The sequence below is a fragment of the Andreprevotia lacus DSM 23236 genome (genome assembly GCF_900176275.1).
GTDB classification, from domain to species: Bacteria; Pseudomonadota; Gammaproteobacteria; order Burkholderiales; family Chitinibacteraceae; genus Andreprevotia; species Andreprevotia lacus.
On record NZ_FWXD01000010.1, the window covers coordinates 87,838 to 106,926 of the forward strand.

Here is a 19,089-nt window from a genome sequence, read left to right on the forward strand (position 1 = left end):
CCCGGCGCCCGCGCGGCGGGGTGGGCGTGCCGGATGCCGTGGCGTTCGTGCGTGCCGCGTATTTTGATTTGCTATCTATTGTTGAGGTTTACATGAGCAGAAACGTGGTCGTGATCGGTACCCAGTGGGGTGACGAGGGCAAGGGCAAAATCGTTGACTGGCTGACTGATCAGGCGCAAGGCGTGGTCCGTTTCCAGGGCGGCCACAATGCCGGCCACACGCTGGTGGTAGGGGGCAAGAAGACAGTACTGCGCCTGATTCCGTCCGGCATCCTGCACGCAGGCAAAGCCTGCTTCATCGGTAACGGCGTGGTGATCTCGCCGGAAGCGCTGCTGAAGGAAATCGACGAGCTGACCGCTGCCGGCATCGACGTGCCGAGCCGCCTGACCATTTCCGAAGCTTGCCCGCTGATCCTGCCGTACCACATCGCCATCGACCAGGCGCGCGAAGCCGCCAAGGGCGAGAAGAAGATCGGCACCACCGGTCGCGGCATCGGCCCGGCTTATGAAGACAAGATCGCGCGCCGCTCGATCCGTCTGCAAGACCTGTATCACCCGGAGCGTTTCTCCGAAAAACTGCTGGAAAACCTCGACTGGTACAACTTCGCGCTGAAGAACTACTTCAAGGCCGAAACCGTCGACTTCCAGAAGGTGTACGACGAGACCCTGGCGTATGCCGAGCGCATCAAGCCGATGGTGGGCGACGTGTCGCGCACGCTGTACGACATGAACAAGGCCGGCCAGCCGCTGCTGTTTGAAGGCGCGCAAGGCACGCTGCTCGACATCGACCACGGCACCTATCCGTTCGTGACCTCCAGCAACTGTGTGGCCGGTGCGGCTGCGCCTGGTGCCGGTGTGGCGCCGCAAATGCTGCAATACGTGCTGGGCATCGTGAAGGCCTACACCACCCGCGTGGGTTCCGGCCCGTTCCCGACCGAGCTGTTCGACGACGTTGGCGCGGGCCTGGCCAAGCGTGGCAACGAATTCGGTTCGGTGACCGGTCGCCCGCGTCGCTGCGGCTGGTTTGACGCAGCTGCGCTGAAGCGCTCGATCCAGATCAACGGCGTATCCGGCCTGTGCGTCACCAAGCTGGACGTGATGGATGGTATTGAAACCATCAATCTGTGTACCGGCTACACGCTGGATGGCAAGGCCATCGACATCCTGCCGATCGGTGCCGAAGAAATCGCCCGCTGCGAACCGGTGTATGAAGAAATGCCGGGCTGGAGCGAATCGACTTTCGGCGTCAAGCGTTGGGACGACCTGCCAGCCAACGCGCGTGCCTATCTGCAGCGCATTGCTGAAATCTGCGAAGCACCGGTCGACATCATTTCGACTGGTCCGGATCGTGAAGAAACCATCGTGATGCGTCACCCGTACCACGGTTGATCTGCCTTGCCGCTTCAAGCGGCATTGCAGCCACAAAAGCCCGCAGTAATGCGGGCTTTTTGTTTGTTTGCCGTTGGTCGGGCAGGGCGGTTGTTTGGTGTTACGGTATGTGATTGAGAGTCGTTCGCACTTGGCAAGCTGACAGAAACGCAGGATAATGAGAACGATTATCAGTGTTGAGGCTGCTCAATGTACGTATGTGTCTGCAATGGCGTAACCGACCGGGATATCCGCAAGGCGGTGGGTAATGGCGTGCGCACGTTCAAGCAATTGCAGCAAGCCACCGAAGTCGCCACCTGCTGCGGCAAGTGTGCCGGCTGCGCCCGCGAGGTGATGGACGAGGCGCTGCAGGCCGACCGCAAGCCGGTATGGAGCCTGCAACTGCAACCGATCTGAACGCGGTTGGCGAAATGGATACAAAAACGGCGCCACAGGCGCCGTTTTGCATTGCTGTGCTGCCGGATTACTCGGCTGCCTGGAGCTGCAGGTAGTTGGGCAAGCCGATGGCGGCAATCAGCCCCAGCTGCTGTTCCAGCCAGTGGGCGTGGTCCTGTTCGGTATCGTCGAGCAATTGCAGCAGGATGCTGCGCGTGACGTAGTCCTGCTCGGTTTCGGCCAGCGCGATGGTTTTCTTCAGCAGCGCAGCAACCTCGTATTCGGTTTCCAGGTCATTCTTTAGCATGGCCGGCACATCGGCGCCAATGCGCAATGCAGTGCGCGCAGCCACGTTGGGAATGCCGTTCAGGAACAGGATGCGCTCGATCAGCTTGGTGGCGTGGCCGATTTCATCGCCACGTTCGTGGTCGATGCGTACGTAGAGCTTGTGATAGCCCCAGTTGTGATACATCTGGCTGTGCACGAAGTATTGGTCGATGGACGTGAGCTCGGCAGCCAGCAGCATGTTGAGCGCATCGATCACCAGTTTGTTGCCTTGCATGATGATGCTCCTTATTCGGCCACTTGGGATTGCAGATAGTTGGCGAGGCCCAGCGACGATTGCAGCTCGGTCTGGGTTTCCAGCCAGTCGAGGTATTCTTCTCCCTCTTCAAGCAGGTCTTCCAGCAGATCGCGTGAGACATAATCCTGCGTAGTTTCGCACAGCGCGATGGCATCGCGCAGCACCGGCAGATGGCTACCGACCAGCTTGAGGTCACAGGCAATCATTTCCGGCACCTGCTCGCCAATGAACAGCTTGCCCAGTTGCTGCAGATTGGGCAGCCCTTCGAGGAACAGGATGCGTTCGATCAGTTTGTCGGCACGCTTCATCGCGTCGATGGATTCGTGGTAAATCCGGTCATTCAAGCGCTTGAAGCCCCAGTTCTTGTACATGCGTGCATGCAGGAAGTACTGGTTGATGGCCGTGAGTTCGTTACCCAGTACGCCGTTCAGAGCCTTGAGCACCTTTTTGTCGCCTTGCATGGCTTTGCTCCAGTTTACTTATCCGCACATTATAGGCAATTGGATTTGGCAATTGAATTGGGTGATTTGAATTATTTATAATTGATCATGAATTCGATATTCATTCGCAATTAATTGAAATAATTGTTCTCATTTCGCCACGTAAGAAAACCGTCATGTGGCAGGGTAGAGCAATAGACGCCAACGTGCTAGCCTGCTGCTCGTCTAGACCTTTGGAGTATCCGATGACAACCGCAAGCCCCGCCCAGATCGCGCTGGCACACCAGTTGGCCGATGCAAGCGCCGCCGTGATCCGCGGTTATTACCGCAGTACGCTGTCGATTGACGACAAGCTCGACGCCAGCCCGGTAACCCAGGCCGACCGTGAGGCCGAACGCGTGATGCGTGAATTGATCGTAGCCAACCGACCGGCGGACGGCATCATCGGTGAGGAATTCGGTGATGAGCGGGCAGATGCGGATTGGGTCTGGGTGCTTGATCCGGTGGATGGCACCAAATCATTTACCGTGGGTCGTCCCTTGTTTGTCACGCTGATCGGCCTGCTCTACAAGGGCGTACCGGTGCTGGGTATCATCAACCAGCCGATTGCCCAGGATCGCTGGATTGGTGGCGAAGGTGTGCCCGCCACGTTGAACAACGAACCGATCAAGGCCAGCGACGTGGCGCAGATTGCGCAGGCCCGCATCGGCACCACCGGGCCGGAATACCTGAATGCCGCCAAGCCGGTGTTCAATGCGCTGGCGGATGCCTGCCGCTATCCGATCTACGGTGGCGATGGCTATCTGTATGCGCAAGTGGCCAGTGGCTGGCTGGATCTGGTGATCGAGGAAGGGTTGAAGCTGCACGACTTTGCCGCGCTGGCGCCGGTGCTGCAGGCTGCCGGTGGCGTGATGACGGACTGGCAGGGCAAACCGCTGCAGCTGGGCAGCGAAGGGCGCGTGCTTGCGGCTGCCAATGCCGATCTGCATGCGCAAGTGCTGCCGCAATTGCGCGCACTGGTTGTATAATCGGTGTATTGATAGCTCAGACGATTGGCGCAAGCAGCATGTTCAAAGATACGACTTACGTTTCCGAATTCACCCAGTTCATGAACCAGTACCTGCAGGACAAGCCGGAAGTGGCCCAGGGCCAGATCGAGGGCCGTGCACTGCTGTGGGACAAGGCGCCGATCAATCTGGACGAGCGCGCTCGCCAGAACTCGTCCGCTGTCGCGCAAAAGCCGTATCCCTACCAGCCGGACTGAGCTGCCGATACGTCACAAAGAAACCGGGCCATGGCCCGGTTTTTTGTTGCTGGTGCTTCGCACGCAGGGTGGCCGGTGCTCAGGAATAACGGAAGCGGCTGATGGAGCGCTGCACATCGTCGGCAAGCTGCTTGAGCTGGGTGGACAGATCGCTGGTGCTGGCTGCCGCGGCGTGGTTTTCCTCGCTGGCCTGGGCAATCCGTTCCACATTGCGGGCAATGTCCTGGCTGGCCTGGCTTTGTTCCTGCATGGCACTGGCCATGCTGCTGATGTTGCCGACGGTCTGCTGGGCAAGCTGATCAATCTCGTTCAGCGATTGGGCAACGCTCTGCGTGCTTTCCACGCCATTTTGCATCAGCTTGCTGGCCTGCCCCATACCGCTGGCTGCGCGCTCGGTATCCTGCTGCACGGCGTTGATCTTGCTGGTGATTTCGGTGGTGGCCTGCGTGGTGCGCTCGGCCAGTTTGCGCACTTCGTCGGCAACCACGGCAAATCCACGCCCCAGATCGCCGGCACGGGCGGCTTCAATGGCGGCGTTCAGGGCCAGCAGGTTGGTCTGGTCGGCAATGTCCTTGATCACCAGTGCAATGCTGCCGATTTCATCCGAGCGCTGGTTGAGCTGGGTGATGACATCGGCGGATTGCGCAATTGATCGTGCCACCTGGTTGATTTCGGATGACGTACGCTCTGCCGTTTCCACACCACGGCCGGCGGTGGCCGAGGTGCGCTTGGCCTCTGCTTCCAGGGTATTGGCGCTGCCGGAGATCAGGTTCACGCTGACGGTCATTTCCTCGATGGCTGCCGCTGTGGCGCTGGCAGCCTCTGCCTGTGTTTGTGATGCTTCGGTCACCTGGGTGGCGGCGCTGGCGAGCGTATCGGCCGCGCGTTGCAGTTCGTTGGCGTTGCGGTGTGCTTCGGCAATGACCTGACCCATATTGACCAGCAGGTTGTTGACCGCAGCGGATGTGGCGCTGATCTCGTCACGGCCGCTGACCGGCATGCGCAGGCCCAGCTGGCCGGTGCGTGCGATTTCCTCCACCGTGGTCTGCATGGCCGACAAGGGACGACGTACCCCGTTGATGATGATCCAGGCAAAAACCACCGCGCCGGCAATGGCCAGCACCAGCAGCAGCGACGAGATGCCGATGGCCTTGTGGCTGATGGACGACACGGTGTCATTCATGCTGCCCACCCGCTTGATCGAGCGCTCGGCCAGCTTGCCCAGCGCTTCTTCCATATCGTGCACCGGTGTCTTGTACTTGCTGAAGGCCTGGTTGATGTCACCCGAGCTGGTGAACTTGCCGGCTTTGACGTCGGCGAGCACGGTCGTGAAACCATCGCCATACAGCTTGAGGTTGTCGCGCAGCTGCTTGAGATCGGCTTCGTCCCCCTCTGGCCGTAACGGGTCTACCTTGCTGAGCGCCTGTGCTGCGGCATCGTAGGATTTCTGCCACTTTTCCTCGTATTCCTTCACCTTGGCGGGGTTCTGGAAATTGAGGAAACTGTCTTTTTCAAAGCGGCGCAGATTGCCCACGTCGTAACGGGTTTCGACCAGCGCAGCATGGTAAGCAAGGTCTTTGCTCAGCAGCTTGCCTACTTCGTCCTGCAGCTGGTTCAGGCTGACAAAGCCTACGAGACCAATCGCCAGCATCAGCACGATCAGGGCTCCGAAACCCAGCGCGATGCGCGCTGCGACTGTCATGTTTTTCAGCATGTTAAGCTCCACGCCGGTCGTATGGCCGCGGCCGGGGAGAGGCCGCGTGCTACCATTCAACTGGATGCTAGACCATATTTTGTAAGGAAAAAGCAAATGCGTATCGGAACGCCGCTGAGCAGTAGTGCCACCCGTGTCATGCTGCTTGGCAGTGGCGAGCTGGGCAAGGAAGTGATCATTGCGTTGCAGCGCTTTGGGGTGGAAGTGATTGCGGTGGATCGCTATCCCAATGCGCCAGGCATGCAGGTGGCCCACCGCAGCCATGTGATCAATATGGCGGACCCTGCGGCATTGCGTGCGTTGGTCGAGCAGGAAAAACCGCATTTCATCGTGCCGGAAATCGAGGCGATTGCCACCGAGGAACTGCTGCGTATCGAGGCCGACGGCCTGGCCGAAGTCATCCCCACTGCGCGCGCTGCCAATCTGACCATGAACCGCGAAGGCATACGCCGCCTTGCCGCCGAAACGCTGGGCCTGCCCACCTCGCCCTACCGCTTTGCGGACAGCCTGGCGCAGTTGCAGGATGCCATTGCCGAAATCGGTTTTCCCTGCCTGGTGAAGCCGGTGATGTCATCATCGGGCAAGGGGCAATCGACACTGCGCAGCGAGGCCGATATCGTGCCGGCATGGGACTACGCGGCCAGCGGCGGCCGGGTGAATCAGGGGCGGGTGATTGTTGAAGGCTTCATCGGCTTTGATTACGAAATCACCCAGTTGACCGTGCGTGCGCAGAACAAGGCCGGCAAGGTGGAAACGCATTTCTGCGAGCCCATCGGCCACATCCAGCAAAAGGGTGATTACGTCGAGAGCTGGCAACCACAGGCGATGAACCCGGCTGCGTTGGCCAAAGCACGTGATCTGGCCAGGACGGTGACGGATAATCTGGGCGGCCGTGGCATATTCGGCGTCGAGTTGTTCGTAAAGGGCGAGCAGGTGTGGTTTTCCGAAGTCAGCCCGCGCCCGCACGATACCGGTCTGGTTACCCTGTTGAGCCAGCGTTTCTCCGAATTCGATCTGCACGCGCGCGCCATCCTCAAGCTGCCGGTGGATACACAATTGCACGAGCCGGCGGCCAGTGCGGTGATCTATGGCGGCATTGATGCCGAAGCCATCAGCTACGACGGCTTGGCCGCAGCGCTGTCGATCCCGCGTGCCGATGTAAAATTGTTCGGCAAGCCGGCGGCCTATGTGCGCCGCCGCATGGGCGTGGCCCTGGCAGCCGGCCCGGATGTCGGCATTGCGCGTGAACGCGCCAAGCACGCCGCCAGCCTCGTCAAACCCGTCAAGGAATAATATGAGTGAAGTACGTGAAATGACGCCCTACCATCTGCTGGGTGGGGAGGCGGTTTTGCGCCAGCTGGTCGACCGTTTTTACGACATTATGGCCAGCGACCCGCTGGCAGCCGGCATTCACGCGATGCACGCTGCCGATACTGCAGAAATCCGCCAGAAGCTGTTCGAGTTCCTCTCCGGCTGGATGGGTGGCCCGCCATTGTTTGTCGAAAAATACGGCCACCCGCGCCTGCGCGCCCGCCACATGCCTTTTTCCATCGGCGAGGCAGAACGCGATCAGTGGCTGCACTGCATGTTCCGCGCGATGGATGAAATCCCCATGGATAGCGCGCTTTACGAGCATTTGCAGGAGTCGTTCTATCGCACTGCGGATTTCATGCGCAATCAGTAATCCTGTGTCAACCACCCCAGATCAGGGCAAAGGACACTGAATTGGAAACGCCATCCTTGTCGGTGGCAGACAAGGTCAGCACATAGTTGCGGTTATCCGTTGAACTGCCCGAGAAAGTGCCGTTCGCACTATTGAAGGTAATGCCCGGTGGTAATACGCCGCTGAGCGTGAAGCTGAGTATGGGGTCGCCATCCGTGGTTGTGACAAACGGCGCCAGGCTGCCCGAGAACGGCCCGCTGGTATAGAACATGTTCGGAATGCGCCCGACGATGGGTGGCGTGCCGCGTGGTACCGGTGTGGGTGTCGGCAACGGTGCCGGGGTAGGTGTGGTAGTCGGCGCTGGTGTGGGCGTTATGCCCGGCACCGGGGTGGGGGTCGTAATTGGCGTTGGGGTTGGGGTTGTCACCGGTGTCGGAACCGGCGTGGGCGTGATGACCCGCACCAGCTGCGGTTTGGCCGAAGGATCGATCCCGGTGGCGGTTCCGACATGGTTGGCGTAATCGGGCACCCAGCGGATCAACTGCTTGAGTTCTTCATCGGTATAAGTGTCACGTCGCTCGGTATCGAAGGCGGTAACGATGTGCTCTCCACCAAAGCGATATTGCAGGCCCAGGCCGCAGGCATACAGGCTGGTATCGCCCTTGCGGCGTTGGCCATTGCACTGCGCAGACAGTGACAGGGTCTTGTCGACCGGAAAGTAAAAGCGTATCCCGCCGGAGTAGTCATCCAGCCCGGCGTTGCCGTACACATTCATCTGGATGCCTTTGTACAGCAATACATCCACCGCCACGTTGCCGGTCAAGCCGCTCTTGACGGATTGGCCCTGCAGCAAGTCAGTCTCTATGCGTTGCCCGCCGACGCTCATGCGGGTGCGCAGATTGGCGTTGACTACGCTGCTCATCAACAAGCCCGCTGTATAGTTGTGGCTGCCGCTCAGGCGGCGTGGCACCAGATATTCATACTGACCATCCGGCATGCTCACAATCTGGCTCAGCGTCCCCAGATCCTTGCCGGGGGCATTGTTGCCACCGGCATAGCCGCCAAACGTCATGCCGAGAAACTTGCCTGACAAATCGACACCGAAGCTGGTTTCGCGAGTCCACACTTCGTCACGGCTTATACCGAAATCATATTCACGGAGAGTCTGCAGTCCGCGTCCCGTCAGGGTTAGCAAGCCTTTCTGACCGAACAAGGTAGTGCCGACACGCAGCAATGCGTCCCGGTAATTCGGACCAAGCTGCAGGCGTGAAAACAGCGGGTAGGTTCCGGACAGTACGCCGGTGACTTCACCGGTACCAATGAAGCCGAATTCCCTGGATTGATTCGCATAGAGGTCGATATCGAGTGTTTTTTGCGCTGCCACCGGTTGGCCCGGCGCTGGATCTTCTGCCCCAGTCATGTGTGCTGCACCGCTACATGCAAGGCCCAGCACGATGCACGGCCAACGTTTGCCCATGATGCACTCCCTGATTCGCTTTTTTGCGTTGCAGCAATGGTGATGGCATGCCGCGTACCCTAGTTATAAGAGGTGTTTGGAATTTTTCCTGTGCGAGATGGAGAAAGTTTTTCCGGTATCACTTGCCGCTGCTGGCAAGAAAAAAGCCGGGAGATACCCGGCTTTTACCTCGGTGGGCAGCGTGCTCAATGCTGCGGGTTGATCGCCCACTTCGGCAGCGGCGGTTCGTCTGCCAGCGGCTGATGGTCGTTCAGCAGCGGGGTGAGCGCCACCGTGCTCTTGCTGCTGGTGTTGCTTTGCTCGCCCTGCAGCACCTTGCCGTAACGGGCAAAGGGCAGCAGCAGGTTGGCCCAGTCGTTGTAGTCGTGCAGCACGCTGTCGGTGGTGTCGGTGTCGATATCGAAACTGTAGGCTGCGGCATCGGCCAGGTAGTTGCCGTTCCAGTCGGCATAGACACCGGCATAGGCGCCGCGGCCCAGCAGCTTGCTTTCCACCAGCGCCTTCTTGTCCAGCGCCATGCTGCTGCCATCCGAGTAGTCGATGCGCATGTCCGGGTCGCACGAGTCATGGCGCATGCCGCAGCGCGAGGCGAAGTTGCCGTAGCCATGCTGTGCGTAGTAACGCTGCAGTGCTTCGTCGCTCTGCACGTCGTTGCCCACACCGGCAATCTGGTACAGGTAGTTCATCACGCTCAGATAGTTGGGCTTGTAGTTGATGCCGTCGTTGCCGCCATGGAACAGGCCGAGGTTATGCCCCAGCTCGTGCATGATGGTGCCAGCCTGCAGATTGATCAGTACCTGCGTGCTGGTGGCATCACCGGTGCTCAGCGCCCAGCCGCCCAGGGTGATGATCACGTCGTTGCCCGGCATTTCGGCCCGGCCGGAGCTGCCGCCGCTGCCATCGCTGTTCTGCGAGCTGCCGAACAGCATGTAGTGGAAGGTCTGCCGGCGGCGGATGTCCATGCGCTGCTTGTAGTCATACAGCGATTTGCAACTGCCGCTGCTGTTACTGTCCATGCTCACGCATTGTGCAGTGGCAATCTGCGCACCGCCACCCAGGTTGAAGTCGGCCGGGCTGAAGTTGGGGTTGAACAGCGGGCCGACGTCGAAGTGAATGGCGATATTGTGCGGCGCAAAGGCGGCCACCACCTTTTGCAGTGCCTCGCGACGCGGTGTCAGCGCCGGGTCGCTGCCTTGCATCCAGTCGATCTGGATGAAGATGTCGCGCTTGCCGGGGCGGGCGCCCAGTGCGTAGTAGTTGATGCCGTTGTAGCTGCCACCCGGCTGCTTGGCGCTGTCCGGAATGCCGTCGTTGTCGCTATCCACGGCCGTGCTTGCCACATCGTTGGGGCCGCCCGGAGTGGAGAACGGCAGCAGTTTCCAGTCTGCTGCGCTGTGCGTGTTGGCCTGTAGCGGGAAGGGGCGTGCCAGCGCGCGGCCTGTGCCCGCCTGGCCGGTGGGCAGGTAGGCATAGTTGCTGCCGGTCCACGCGCTGGCGGTCAGTGGGTTGGTCTGCTCATCGCCAAAGCGGATGAAGTCGATGGTGGTGCCCGCCGAGGAAACCAGCTCGACAAATCCGCTGGCGCCCCATTGCGGATAGCTGTTGGGGTCATTGGCGTAAATGACCTGCGCGGTGTTGTATGGCTGCGGATCTATGGTGGCGGCAATCACCAGGAAGCCCTGCGCGGGCACGCTGGTGCCAGCCGGAATGGTGAAGGTGTTGATCGGGCATGGCGGCAGGCAGTTATAGCTGCTGCGCGTGCGCATGCTGGCGCCGCCCAGCGGATAAGGCGTGGTGCCTGCATTGTAGATTTCCAGCCAGGCGCCATCGGCCGGCGCATTGCTGGTGGCGATTTCGCTGATCACCAGCTTGGAAAAGTCGGCCGGTGCAGGCGTGGGCGTGCCGGTAGGCTGGCTGCTGCATTCGGTGACCGCACGCCACGGGCCCCATTGCCCGGTCAGTGCAGGATCGTCGCCCTGGGTCCACCATTTCGCTTCATAAACATTGCCACCCTGCAGTACGCGGCTGCCGGTGATGTAGGCCGTGGCCTTGTCCCAAGTGGCGGGCTGGCAAGTGCTGCCTGCCGGTGTGGGTGTGACGGTAACGACAGGCGTGACCGTGGCGGGCGCTGTCGGCGTTGCCGTGGGCGCGGGTGTAGCAGTGGGCGCCGTGGTGGGCGTCGGTAGCGGGGAGGGGGACGGCGGGGTCGTCGGCAGCGGCGTGGGCGTGTTGCTTGGCACCGGCGTGTTGCTTGGGCGCGGTGTGGCGGTCGGGACTGGCGTTGGTGCTGCGGTTGGTGCTGCCGTGGGCGTCGGGGTGGTGCTGGTGGCGCTGCAATCGCCAAGGTCTTGCCACAGCGACGGGGTATCGGCCGGATTCCAGTTCACGCCGATATAAGCGGTATGGTTTACCCGTGCGCTGTAGTTGTGGGTGTGCCAGGAAACCTGTTGGCCTGCGATATAGCTGCTGCCGTCCTGCCAGACCGGCTGGCATGCGGCTGCGTGGCTCAGGCCGCTGTTCAGCAGGCCCAGTGTGCCAAATGCCAATGCAGCCAGCAGGCGCCGCGAGCGGTTGGATATGAGATGCATCTGCTGCTCCCTTGAAGTGTGCTTGTTATGTGGCCTCCATCCTTCTTTGGGGTGTAATTATTGTGCTTTGCATCATTTTGTCCGTAAATATTGCGTTTGCTTTGTGTGCGTTGCAACAAAAATTTACGATCAAGACGGAAGGCAAGCAAACGACATAAGGGTTTCCCCTAGCAGATCAGGCATTTGCATGGCATGGGGCGAAAAAGAACTTTTCGTGACCAGGGTCACATCGTGCGCAGGAGAGACGTAGCGGACAGCATTGCGCTGCCCGTTCCGGTGCGCAGCGGGGCGCCATCCGCAGCAGCGCCCCGGCATGGCGTCAAACGCGTAGATTGTCGTCCGCGTCGAAAATCCAGCCATCTTCGTAGCAGACCTCGAACAGATGGCCGTCCGGATCACGAAAGTAGCCGGCAATGCCCCAGTCGTTGCGGGTGGCCGGCTTGATCACCTCGGCGCCCAGCGCGGCTGCCTTGTCGAGGATGCGCGGCACGTCATCGGCGCTGCGCGCGATATAGGCCAGCGCCATACCGGCAAAGCCGTTGCCCTCTGCACTGGCAAAGCCGGCATCGCGTGCAAAATCTTCGCGTGGCAGCAGGCCCAGCACTACGCCGCCCAGATCAAATTTGGCAAAGCCATCATGGCTGGTGGGTGCCTTGGGCCAGCCCAGTGCTTCGTAAAAGGCGGTGGCGGTAGCGATATTGCTCACGCCAAGCAGGATGAGATTCAGACGGGGGCGCATGTTGCTTCCTGTTTTTTTAAAGTAGAACGATTGTTCTGTTTTGTGCTGATGGTGTCAACCTGGCATCCGGCAACAAAACACCCCGCCGGGGCGGGGTGTTCGGTCTGGCATGCAGGCTATCAGCGCGGGATCACAGCGATTCGCACTGATAGACCTTGGCACCACCAGCCTGGTTGCTGCGGCCGGGGTTGAGCAGCTCGGGCTGATTGCCAAAGCACATCAATGCGCCGCCAAACTGGTTGCCGCTCAGCACGCTGGTGCCGTTGCCCCAGGTGATGGCAGCCGAGCCGGCCACGCTGTTGAAGGTGCAACCGTTGCCGCCCAGCACTTGCGCGCCATTGGTGGCGTTCAGGGCGAGCGAACCGCTGATCTGGTTACCGCACAGGTAGATCGCTGTAGCACCGTTGCTGCTGAGCACGCCATTGAGGCTGCTGCCATTGGCAACCAGCGCCGCGCCCGGTGCCACGATCACGTCGCCTTGCTGGGTAACGCGGTCCAGGCACAGCACGCCGCTGTTCACGTTCAGCGTGCCGTCATGCGCACCGCTGAGTGTGCTGGTGCACACCGGTGCGGCCACGATATCGGACTGGAAGTTGAGCGAGTAGGCGATCTTGCCCGGCTTGGCTTCGCTGAACGCCTTGCTCAGTTTGTCGAACTCGCCGCCGGTTTCCTTTTTACCGCCGTTCCATTGTGCGATGCGGCCGGCCGAGGCGGCAGTGACGCTGCCATCCAGCACGGTGGTCAGCGGCAGTGCCGCCATGGTTTGCGAGGTCTGCTTCACCAGTTTGAGATAGGCCGCGCTGTCGGCCAGATTGGTCTTGCTCACGTCCACGCCATTGCGGCGCAGCCAGCTGCCCCAGTAGAACTCGAGGAACTCGGTGGCTTGCGTCGGCACCGAGTAACCGATGTCGCGGGTGAAATACACCAGGCTGCGGTACTTGTCGTTATGGAAGCTGGCCAGCCCGAGGCGCGCCGGCAGCTGTTCAACGGTGATGGGCTGATCGTTTTCGTCCCGCAGCCATACACGGCGGTTGTCCTGCATGGCTTGCCAGAAATCGGCTTGCGACAGCGCGCTCAGGTTATCGACCACGCGCACGCGCACATGCAGCGCCGGACCACCATCGTTGGCTTCCATGAAGGAAGTGAAGGTGTGGTGGCCATCGGTCAGATAGAGCTGGCCGCCCGGGCCAATCACGGCCGACTTCATCACGGCGATGCTGTCGGCCGTTTCGCTGCCCAGCGCAACGCTGCAACCGAAGCTGGCCGGGTTATCGAGGCGGGCATCGGCATTCGCCCATGCGGTGGCAACCTGACCGTTGGCCTCGCACCAGTCATCAAAGCGCTTGTTGAAGTTGCCGTTCAACTGGTCCTTGTTGCTGCGGTAGCGGCCCAGTTTGTAGAAGATTTCATCCTTGCCCAGCACCGATTGCGTGGGGCGGAAGGCATCAAGGCGGGCGTCGATCAGATCGCCCGGCTGTGCACACAGATAAGGGGCCTGGGCGCTGGCCGGCAGGCTGGTGTCGCAAGCGGATTGTGCCGCCAGTGCCGGTGCAGACAGTGCGATGACCAGCAAAGGGGTGGTAAGGCGGGAAAGCGGGGAAAGCATGGGCGTGTGTCCTGTCGTTGCTCGCGTTGGTTCGTATCGTTATGGCGCTCGCAGCCTGCCCGGGGAGGGGGCTGCGGCGCGCACGGAACTTACGCGATGCAGATGACATGACGGTGACGTATAGCCGGCAGAGGTCGGCCCTGTTGTTGCGATGCCGGCTTGAACGTCAAGCCGGCATCGCAATTAGGGCCTGTTAACACTTATTTCGCGCTTGCGCTGGGCCGCAAAGAGGTCAGCTACAAGGCACGCAACGCAGGCAATAACCGGTTATTGCCAAGGCACGTAACGCCGTAGATGGCCTCTTTGCGGCCCAGCCCTGCGGGTTCGGGGTATTTCGGGCGGTTCGCTGCGTTGCAAACCGCTTGCGGTACCCGTACCGCGGCGCGTTCTGCGCCTTGCGCTCCATCCCGAACTACCCCGAACGCAAGCGTGAAATAAGTGTTAACAGGCCCTAATGCATTTGCGCGCCAGACAGACGAATCAGCGCGCTGCTGCCATCAATGACCTCGCCGTGCCGGCTGGCATTGCGGGCCGAAGCGGACCAGCTTCTTGCCGATCTGGTAGCCATCCTTCAGCAGTTTTGCCTGGCCAAACAGCGGCGCGCTTTGCCAGCGCTGTTTGCAGGATTGCAGGTCATATTGCGTGACGCGTTGCTGGCTGCCGCTGACCTGCACCACGAACAGAAAGCGATCACGCGCCACTGCAAGCGGCCCGCCGAACAAATCGACCTCTAGGCTGCATGCCGGGGTGTGGATCGGGCCCAGCCAGAGCGGCGCCTCGCTGTTGCCATCACCGCCTTCCAGCGTGATGCCCCCTGCGGTTTTGGCCAGGATGTCCGGGTCGGCAGCTTGCAGCGTGCAGCCGCTTGCTATCGTACCGGCGGCGACATTGCCGGCAATCAGCAAGGCGGTCAGAGCGATCATGCGCATCAGAAAATGGTCCTGGCGTAAAACTTGACCTGCGCCAAGTCAGCGTTGTTCCAGCTGTAATTGATGGTGGTGTTCTTGCGGCCGACCGAGCCGAAGCGCCCCCAGTAGCCTACGGGCTGTACATGTGCGGCATCGGTGGCGACGATGACCACCACATGGCCGTGTCCCGAGGCATTCAGGCTGCCGACCACCAGCATGCCGCTATTGGCGCGCATCTGGGCGGTTGCTTTGTCCGTGCCCAGATTTTGCCAGTCAGCCGCGTTTTCCAGGTAGTTGCCGATTGCGTTGGCGTTGCCTTGCAACAGTACGCCGAGATCAGAGGCGACTGCTTTGAGAAAACCGCTGCAATCACTTTTCCAGGCATCCCAGTTGCTTTCGCAAGCGGCGATGATGCGGGCGGCTGTTTCGTTGATGGGGTCTGCCATTTCAAATCAAATCCAGGTCGGGTGAGGCAGCGGGTGCTGCCCCACGTTGTTCAAGAAAGCGTACTACGCGCTGGCCGGGTGGCCAGCAGCAAAACAGAGCAGCCGGATGTCCAGCAGGCCATATTCGTTTTCGTCACTGGTCAGCAGGCGCTGGCCCATGCCTTGCCAGCCATCGCTGCCGACGGCAATCCATTCCGTTGCACGGGCCAGGGCCAGTGGTGCGCCGGCTTCCGGCGATTCGGGATAGCGCGCCGGAATCAGCGCCGGGCGGTTCTGGCCACTGGCGGTGATGATGGTGGCCTGGCGCCAGACATGATCAAGCAAGGTTTGCGGCGGGAAGAAATCGATCTGGCGGATTTCGTCCTGCGCCAGCCAGTGATAGTGGCCGTCGATAATGGCTTCGACCACGGGACCAAGGCGCGGGTCGGCATCGGCCAGCCAGTCGAACGGTACGCCGTCGATTTCACCGGCCACGGTCGGCGCGGCTTCGGCGGCGCGCTGGCGTTCTGCTACAGCGGCACTATGCGCCTTGGTGCGCTCCATCAACATCGCGTTGATATAGGTCACCATCCATGCCGGCGGGGTCTCTGGCAGCTGCGGTGCGGCCTCGCCTTTGAAGACGGCCAGACGCTGGCGCTCGCCGCGCAGGGCAGCCAGATAGGTCTGGCAGAAACGCGTGTATTCGCGGTCTACCAGTTCCAGTTGCTGCAGTTGCTTCTCGGCGCGATCCCATTGGCCCAGCACCAGCAGTAGCTGGATCAGCACGACACGGTGCGGTGCGTGCGAAGGTGCGTTGCGCACGACATCCTGGATGTGCTGGAGCGCTTCGTCGAGCTGCCCCTGTTTGATCAGTGCGTCGATATTGGCTTGTGGTGTGCTCAGTGTGGTCATGATGATCGGCCCCGGGGACAGACAGGATTGGACAATGGTCGGGTGCGTGTTGCCCGGGCGGATCTGCCCTGGCAATCAGGACGAACAAAGGCGCTTGCGCGCCTTTGTCCTGCGGCCGGAGCAAGCCCCGGCCGTACAGCCTATCAGACCTTCTTGTTGGCCTTGATGTCCCACTCGGTGACCACTGCGCCGCCGCTGGCTGCGCCGTCCGCACCTTGCGGTTGGTACTCGATCTTGACCTTGGAGAAAGCCAGGCCCACGGTTTCGAGCAGCTCGTTGCCGTTATTGGCACCAGCCGGCGAAACGCTCGAGATCATCACGTCGGTCATGGTGATCTTGTAGTAGTCCAGCGGCTTCTCACCGGCCTTGCGCACGGTCAGCACAGCCTTGGGGATGTGCTTGCCGCTCATACAACTTTGCATCAGGATCGGGCTGGCCTTGTCCACGGCGTGCGTGATGACGAGGTCGTCGATGCTGACCTTGCCAGCGCCGCCACCGGTACCGGCGTGCATGGTTGCAGCCTGGCTCATGCTCCACTGCAGCGAGTGGATTTCGATTTCGTTGGCGTGCTTGTCGTCCTTGGACTCACCATCGATACCGTCGATCTTCAGAAAAATATCACTTGCCATTTAAAGCTCCTTGATAAAAGTACAGCAATGCTGCTGCGGTACATCAATTTCCGCTGCCTTGAAAGTCGGCACCGGAATACTGGAAAATATTGAATTGCCAACAAATAGAATCACCGTGAAATCACGATTCCCTGATATTTAATCGGCGAAATATGCAATCTGCAGGCCGAAAAGACCCCTGCCGATAGACAGCATGGATTGCAAACAGCGGGAACACAGGGGGTGATTCAGGCCCGGCAGGTTTGTGGCATACCTGCCGGGATACTACGTCATCATGCTGACTGGGTCTTAGCTGCCCCCGTTCTTGACCGATGGCAGCTTCGATACCAGGCGCAGCGACACGGTCAGGCCTTCCAGCTGATAATGCGGGCGCAGGAAGAATTTGGCCGAGTAATAACCCGGATTGCCTTCGACTTCTTCCACTTGCACTTCGGCGGAAGCCAGCGGCTTTTCTGCCTTGACCGATTCGGACGAATTGAGCGGATCACCATCGACATAATGCAGGACCCAGTCATTCAGCCAGCGCTGCATTTCATCACGGCTGGTAAACGAGCCGATCTTGTCGCGCACGATGCATTTCAGGTAATGCGCAAAGCGGCATACCGCAAACAGATAGGGCAGACGCGCAGCCAGATTGGCATTGGCGGTTGCATCCGGGTCCATGTATTCGGTCGGCTTTTGCAGCGATTGCGCGCCGATGAAGGCCGCCAGATCCGAGTTCTTGCGGTGCAGCAGCGGCATGAAGCCGTTTTTGGCCAACTCGGCCTCGCGGCGGTCCGAAATGGCGATTTCGGTCGGGCACTTCATGTCCACGCCACCGTCGTCGGTCGGGAAGGTGTGGCTGGGCAGATTTTCGACCGCGCCACCCGACTCCACGCCGCGGATACGTGTGCACCAGCCGTAATGCTTGAACGAACGGTTGATGTTGACCGCCATGGCGTAGGCCGAGTTGGCCCAGCTATAACGTTCATGCGCGGCACCTGCGGTGTCTTCCTCAAAGTCGAATTCGTCGACCGGGTTGGTCTTCACGCCGTAGGGCAGGCGCGCCAGGAAGCGCGGCATGGCCAGGCCCAGATAGCGCGCGTCTTCCGATTCACGCAGCGAGCGCCATGCGGCGTATTCCGGCGTCTGGAAAATCTTGGTCAGGTCGCGCGGATTGGCCAGCTCTTGCCAGGATTCCATCTGCATGGACGACGGCGAGGCGCCGGTAATGAACGGGCAGTGCGATGCCGCAGCGGTGCGGGCGATTTCACGCAGCAGTTCGACATCCACCGGGGTGTGATCGAAGTAATAGTCGCCGACGAGGCAACCAAACGGCTCGCCACCGAATTGGCCGTATTCTTCTTCATAGATGCGCTTGAAGAACGGGCTTTGATCCCACGAGGTGCCCTTGTAGCGGCGCAGGTTGCGATGCAGCTCGGCCTTGGAGATCGGTAGCACCTTGATCTTGAGCATTTCGTCGGTTTCGGTGTTGTTCACCAGATACTGCAAACCGCGCCATGCCGACTCCAGTGCCTGATAGTCCGCGTGGTGGATGATCAGGTTGAGCTGGGCGGACAGCTTGCGATCCAGCTCGGCCACCATGGCCTCGATGGTGCGGATGGCATCACTGCCGATCAGGCTGGTCTGGCCCAGCGCCTGTTCGGCCAGCGTGCGCACGGCGTTTTCCACTGCGCTGCGCGCTTCGTCCGACTTGGGACGGAATTCCTTCTGCAACAGGCGATAGAAATCGTTATCGCCTTGTTCCAGTTCGACGGCACTTGCGCCGGCGTGTTCAAGTAGCGTTTCGTTACTCATGTTCCTGATCTCTCAATGCGATCCAGCGTGCGCCGGGTCTTAACCTTCGGAGGCGGTGTCGCCGCCTGCTTGCTGCTTGGCGGTTGCCGACAGCGTGGCCAGCAGGGTCGGGTCGCGCAGCAGGTCGGCGATCAGCGTTTCGGCGCCGTTCTTGCCGTCCATATAGGTCAGCAGGTTGGACAACTGCTGGCGTGCATCCAGTAATTTACGCAGCGGCTCGATCTGCTGGGCGGCCTTGGCCGGCGAGAAGTCGTCCATATTGGAGAAGGTCAGATCGACAGCCAGTTCGCCTTCACCGGTCAGCACGTTGTCGACGCGGAACGCGGCACGCGGGCGCATCGACTGCATGCGGCTATCGAAATTGTCGACATCGATTTCGAGGAATTTGCGCTCAGCCAGCGGCGGCAGGTCTTCGGCCGACTTGCCCGCGAGGTCGGACAGCACGCCCATGATGAAGGGCAGCTGGATTTTCTTTTCCGAGCCGTAGACTTCAACGTCGTACTCGATCTGCACGCGCGGTGCCCGGTTGCGGGCGATGAATTTCTGGGCGCTGTTACTTGCCATGTTGCGGTCCTTTTCGG

General features: G+C 60.5%; 19 protein-coding genes. 6 read left to right on the forward strand and 13 right to left on the reverse strand.

What is annotated here, in order from left to right; all coding sequences use genetic code 11:
* Nucleotides 1-92: 92 nt before the first annotated feature.
* On the forward strand, nt 93-1,388 hold the full coding sequence (locus B9A19_RS10040; protein WP_084090728.1) for an adenylosuccinate synthase: 1,296 nt from the start codon (nt 93-95) through the stop codon (nt 1,386-1,388).
* Between the two features lie 189 nt (nt 1,389-1,577).
* Nucleotides 1,578-1,784 carry a bacterioferritin-associated ferredoxin gene (locus B9A19_RS10045; RefSeq protein ID WP_084090665.1) on the forward strand — a complete coding sequence of 69 codons (207 nt, stop codon included), beginning with the start codon at nt 1,578-1,580 and terminating at the stop codon, nt 1,782-1,784.
* Between the two features lie 67 nt (nt 1,785-1,851).
* On the opposite strand, the gene bfr (B9A19_RS10050) is transcribed toward B9A19_RS10045, so the two are convergent.
* Nucleotides 1,852-2,325 (reverse strand): bacterioferritin, encoded by a 474-nt coding sequence (gene bfr / locus B9A19_RS10050; RefSeq protein ID WP_084090666.1) that lies wholly within the window; start codon nt 2,323-2,325, stop codon nt 1,852-1,854.
* A gap of 11 nt (nt 2,326-2,336) precedes the next feature.
* Nucleotides 2,337-2,807 carry a bacterioferritin gene (gene bfr, locus B9A19_RS10055; protein WP_084090667.1) on the reverse strand — a complete coding sequence of 157 codons (471 nt, stop codon included), beginning with the start codon at nt 2,805-2,807 and terminating at the stop codon, nt 2,337-2,339.
* A gap of 224 nt (nt 2,808-3,031) precedes the next feature.
* On the opposite strand from bfr (B9A19_RS10055), the gene B9A19_RS10060 reads away from it, so the two are divergent.
* On the forward strand, nt 3,032-3,814 hold the full coding sequence (locus tag B9A19_RS10060; RefSeq protein WP_084090668.1) for an inositol monophosphatase family protein: 783 nt from the start codon (nt 3,032-3,034) through the stop codon (nt 3,812-3,814).
* Between the two features lie 38 nt (nt 3,815-3,852).
* Nucleotides 3,853-4,050 carry a DUF3460 family protein gene (locus B9A19_RS10065; protein WP_084090669.1) on the forward strand — a complete coding sequence of 66 codons (198 nt, stop codon included), beginning with the start codon at nt 3,853-3,855 and terminating at the stop codon, nt 4,048-4,050.
* Between the two features lie 79 nt (nt 4,051-4,129).
* Here the strand turns inward: B9A19_RS10065 and B9A19_RS10070 are convergent, their stop codons facing one another.
* The gene (locus tag B9A19_RS10070; RefSeq protein ID WP_084090670.1) at nt 4,130-5,764 is read right to left on the reverse strand and encodes a methyl-accepting chemotaxis protein; all 1,635 of its coding nucleotides are present in this window, start codon (nt 5,762-5,764) and stop codon (nt 4,130-4,132) included.
* Between the two features lie 96 nt (nt 5,765-5,860).
* Here B9A19_RS10070 and purT point away from each other — a divergent pair, with 96 nt between their 5' ends.
* Nucleotides 5,861-7,057: a formate-dependent phosphoribosylglycinamide formyltransferase gene (purT, locus tag B9A19_RS10075; protein ID WP_084090671.1), complete on the forward strand. Its 1,197-nt coding sequence runs from the start codon at nt 5,861-5,863 to the stop codon at nt 7,055-7,057.
* Nucleotide 7,058: 1 nt separating this feature from the next.
* The gene (locus tag B9A19_RS10080) at nt 7,059-7,448 is read left to right on the forward strand and encodes a group II truncated hemoglobin (RefSeq protein ID WP_084090672.1); all 390 of its coding nucleotides are present in this window, start codon (nt 7,059-7,061) and stop codon (nt 7,446-7,448) included.
* Nucleotides 7,449-7,455: 7 nt separating this feature from the next.
* Here B9A19_RS10080 and B9A19_RS22550 read toward each other — a convergent pair whose 3' ends face one another.
* The 10 genes from B9A19_RS22550 to tssB all read right to left on the reverse strand — a co-directional run bounded on the left by B9A19_RS22550 (nt 7,456) and on the right by tssB (nt 19,072).
* Nucleotides 7,456-8,904 carry an Ig domain-containing protein gene (locus B9A19_RS22550; RefSeq protein ID WP_176216875.1) on the reverse strand — a complete coding sequence of 483 codons (1,449 nt, stop codon included), beginning with the start codon at nt 8,902-8,904 and terminating at the stop codon, nt 7,456-7,458.
* A 185-nt stretch (nt 8,905-9,089) separates the two neighbouring features.
* Nucleotides 9,090-11,492 (reverse strand): carbohydrate-binding protein, encoded by a 2,403-nt coding sequence (locus B9A19_RS10090; protein ID WP_084090673.1) that lies wholly within the window; start codon nt 11,490-11,492, stop codon nt 9,090-9,092.
* Nucleotides 11,493-11,811: 319 nt separating this feature from the next.
* Complete coding sequence (locus B9A19_RS10095; RefSeq protein WP_084090674.1) at nt 11,812-12,231, reverse strand: VOC family protein; 420 nt, start codon at nt 12,229-12,231, stop codon at nt 11,812-11,814.
* A gap of 130 nt (nt 12,232-12,361) precedes the next feature.
* Nucleotides 12,362-13,837, reverse strand: coding sequence for a ParB/Srx family N-terminal domain-containing protein (locus B9A19_RS10100; protein ID WP_084090675.1), 1,476 nt, complete (start codon nt 13,835-13,837; stop codon nt 12,362-12,364).
* A gap of 497 nt (nt 13,838-14,334) precedes the next feature.
* Complete coding sequence (locus B9A19_RS10105) at nt 14,335-14,766, reverse strand: hypothetical protein (protein WP_084090676.1); 432 nt, start codon at nt 14,764-14,766, stop codon at nt 14,335-14,337.
* On the reverse strand, nt 14,766-15,191 hold the full coding sequence (locus B9A19_RS10110; protein WP_084090677.1) for a hypothetical protein: 426 nt from the start codon (nt 15,189-15,191) through the stop codon (nt 14,766-14,768). The genes B9A19_RS10105 and B9A19_RS10110 overlap by 1 nt, the downstream gene beginning before the upstream one ends.
* Before the next feature lie 63 nt (nt 15,192-15,254).
* Nucleotides 15,255-16,082: a type VI secretion system accessory protein TagJ gene (locus B9A19_RS10115; RefSeq protein WP_084090678.1), complete on the reverse strand. Its 828-nt coding sequence runs from the start codon at nt 16,080-16,082 to the stop codon at nt 15,255-15,257.
* Between the two features lie 143 nt (nt 16,083-16,225).
* Complete coding sequence (locus B9A19_RS10120) at nt 16,226-16,711, reverse strand: Hcp family type VI secretion system effector (protein ID WP_084090679.1); 486 nt, start codon at nt 16,709-16,711, stop codon at nt 16,226-16,228.
* A 288-nt stretch (nt 16,712-16,999) separates the two neighbouring features.
* On the reverse strand, nt 17,000-18,508 hold the full coding sequence (tssC, locus tag B9A19_RS10125; RefSeq protein ID WP_084090680.1) for a type VI secretion system contractile sheath large subunit: 1,509 nt from the start codon (nt 18,506-18,508) through the stop codon (nt 17,000-17,002).
* A 39-nt stretch (nt 18,509-18,547) separates the two neighbouring features.
* A complete protein-coding gene (gene tssB / locus B9A19_RS10130) occupies nt 18,548-19,072 on the reverse strand; it encodes a type VI secretion system contractile sheath small subunit (protein ID WP_084090681.1) in 525 nt (174 codons plus the stop codon).
* Nucleotides 19,073-19,089 lie beyond the last annotated feature (17 nt).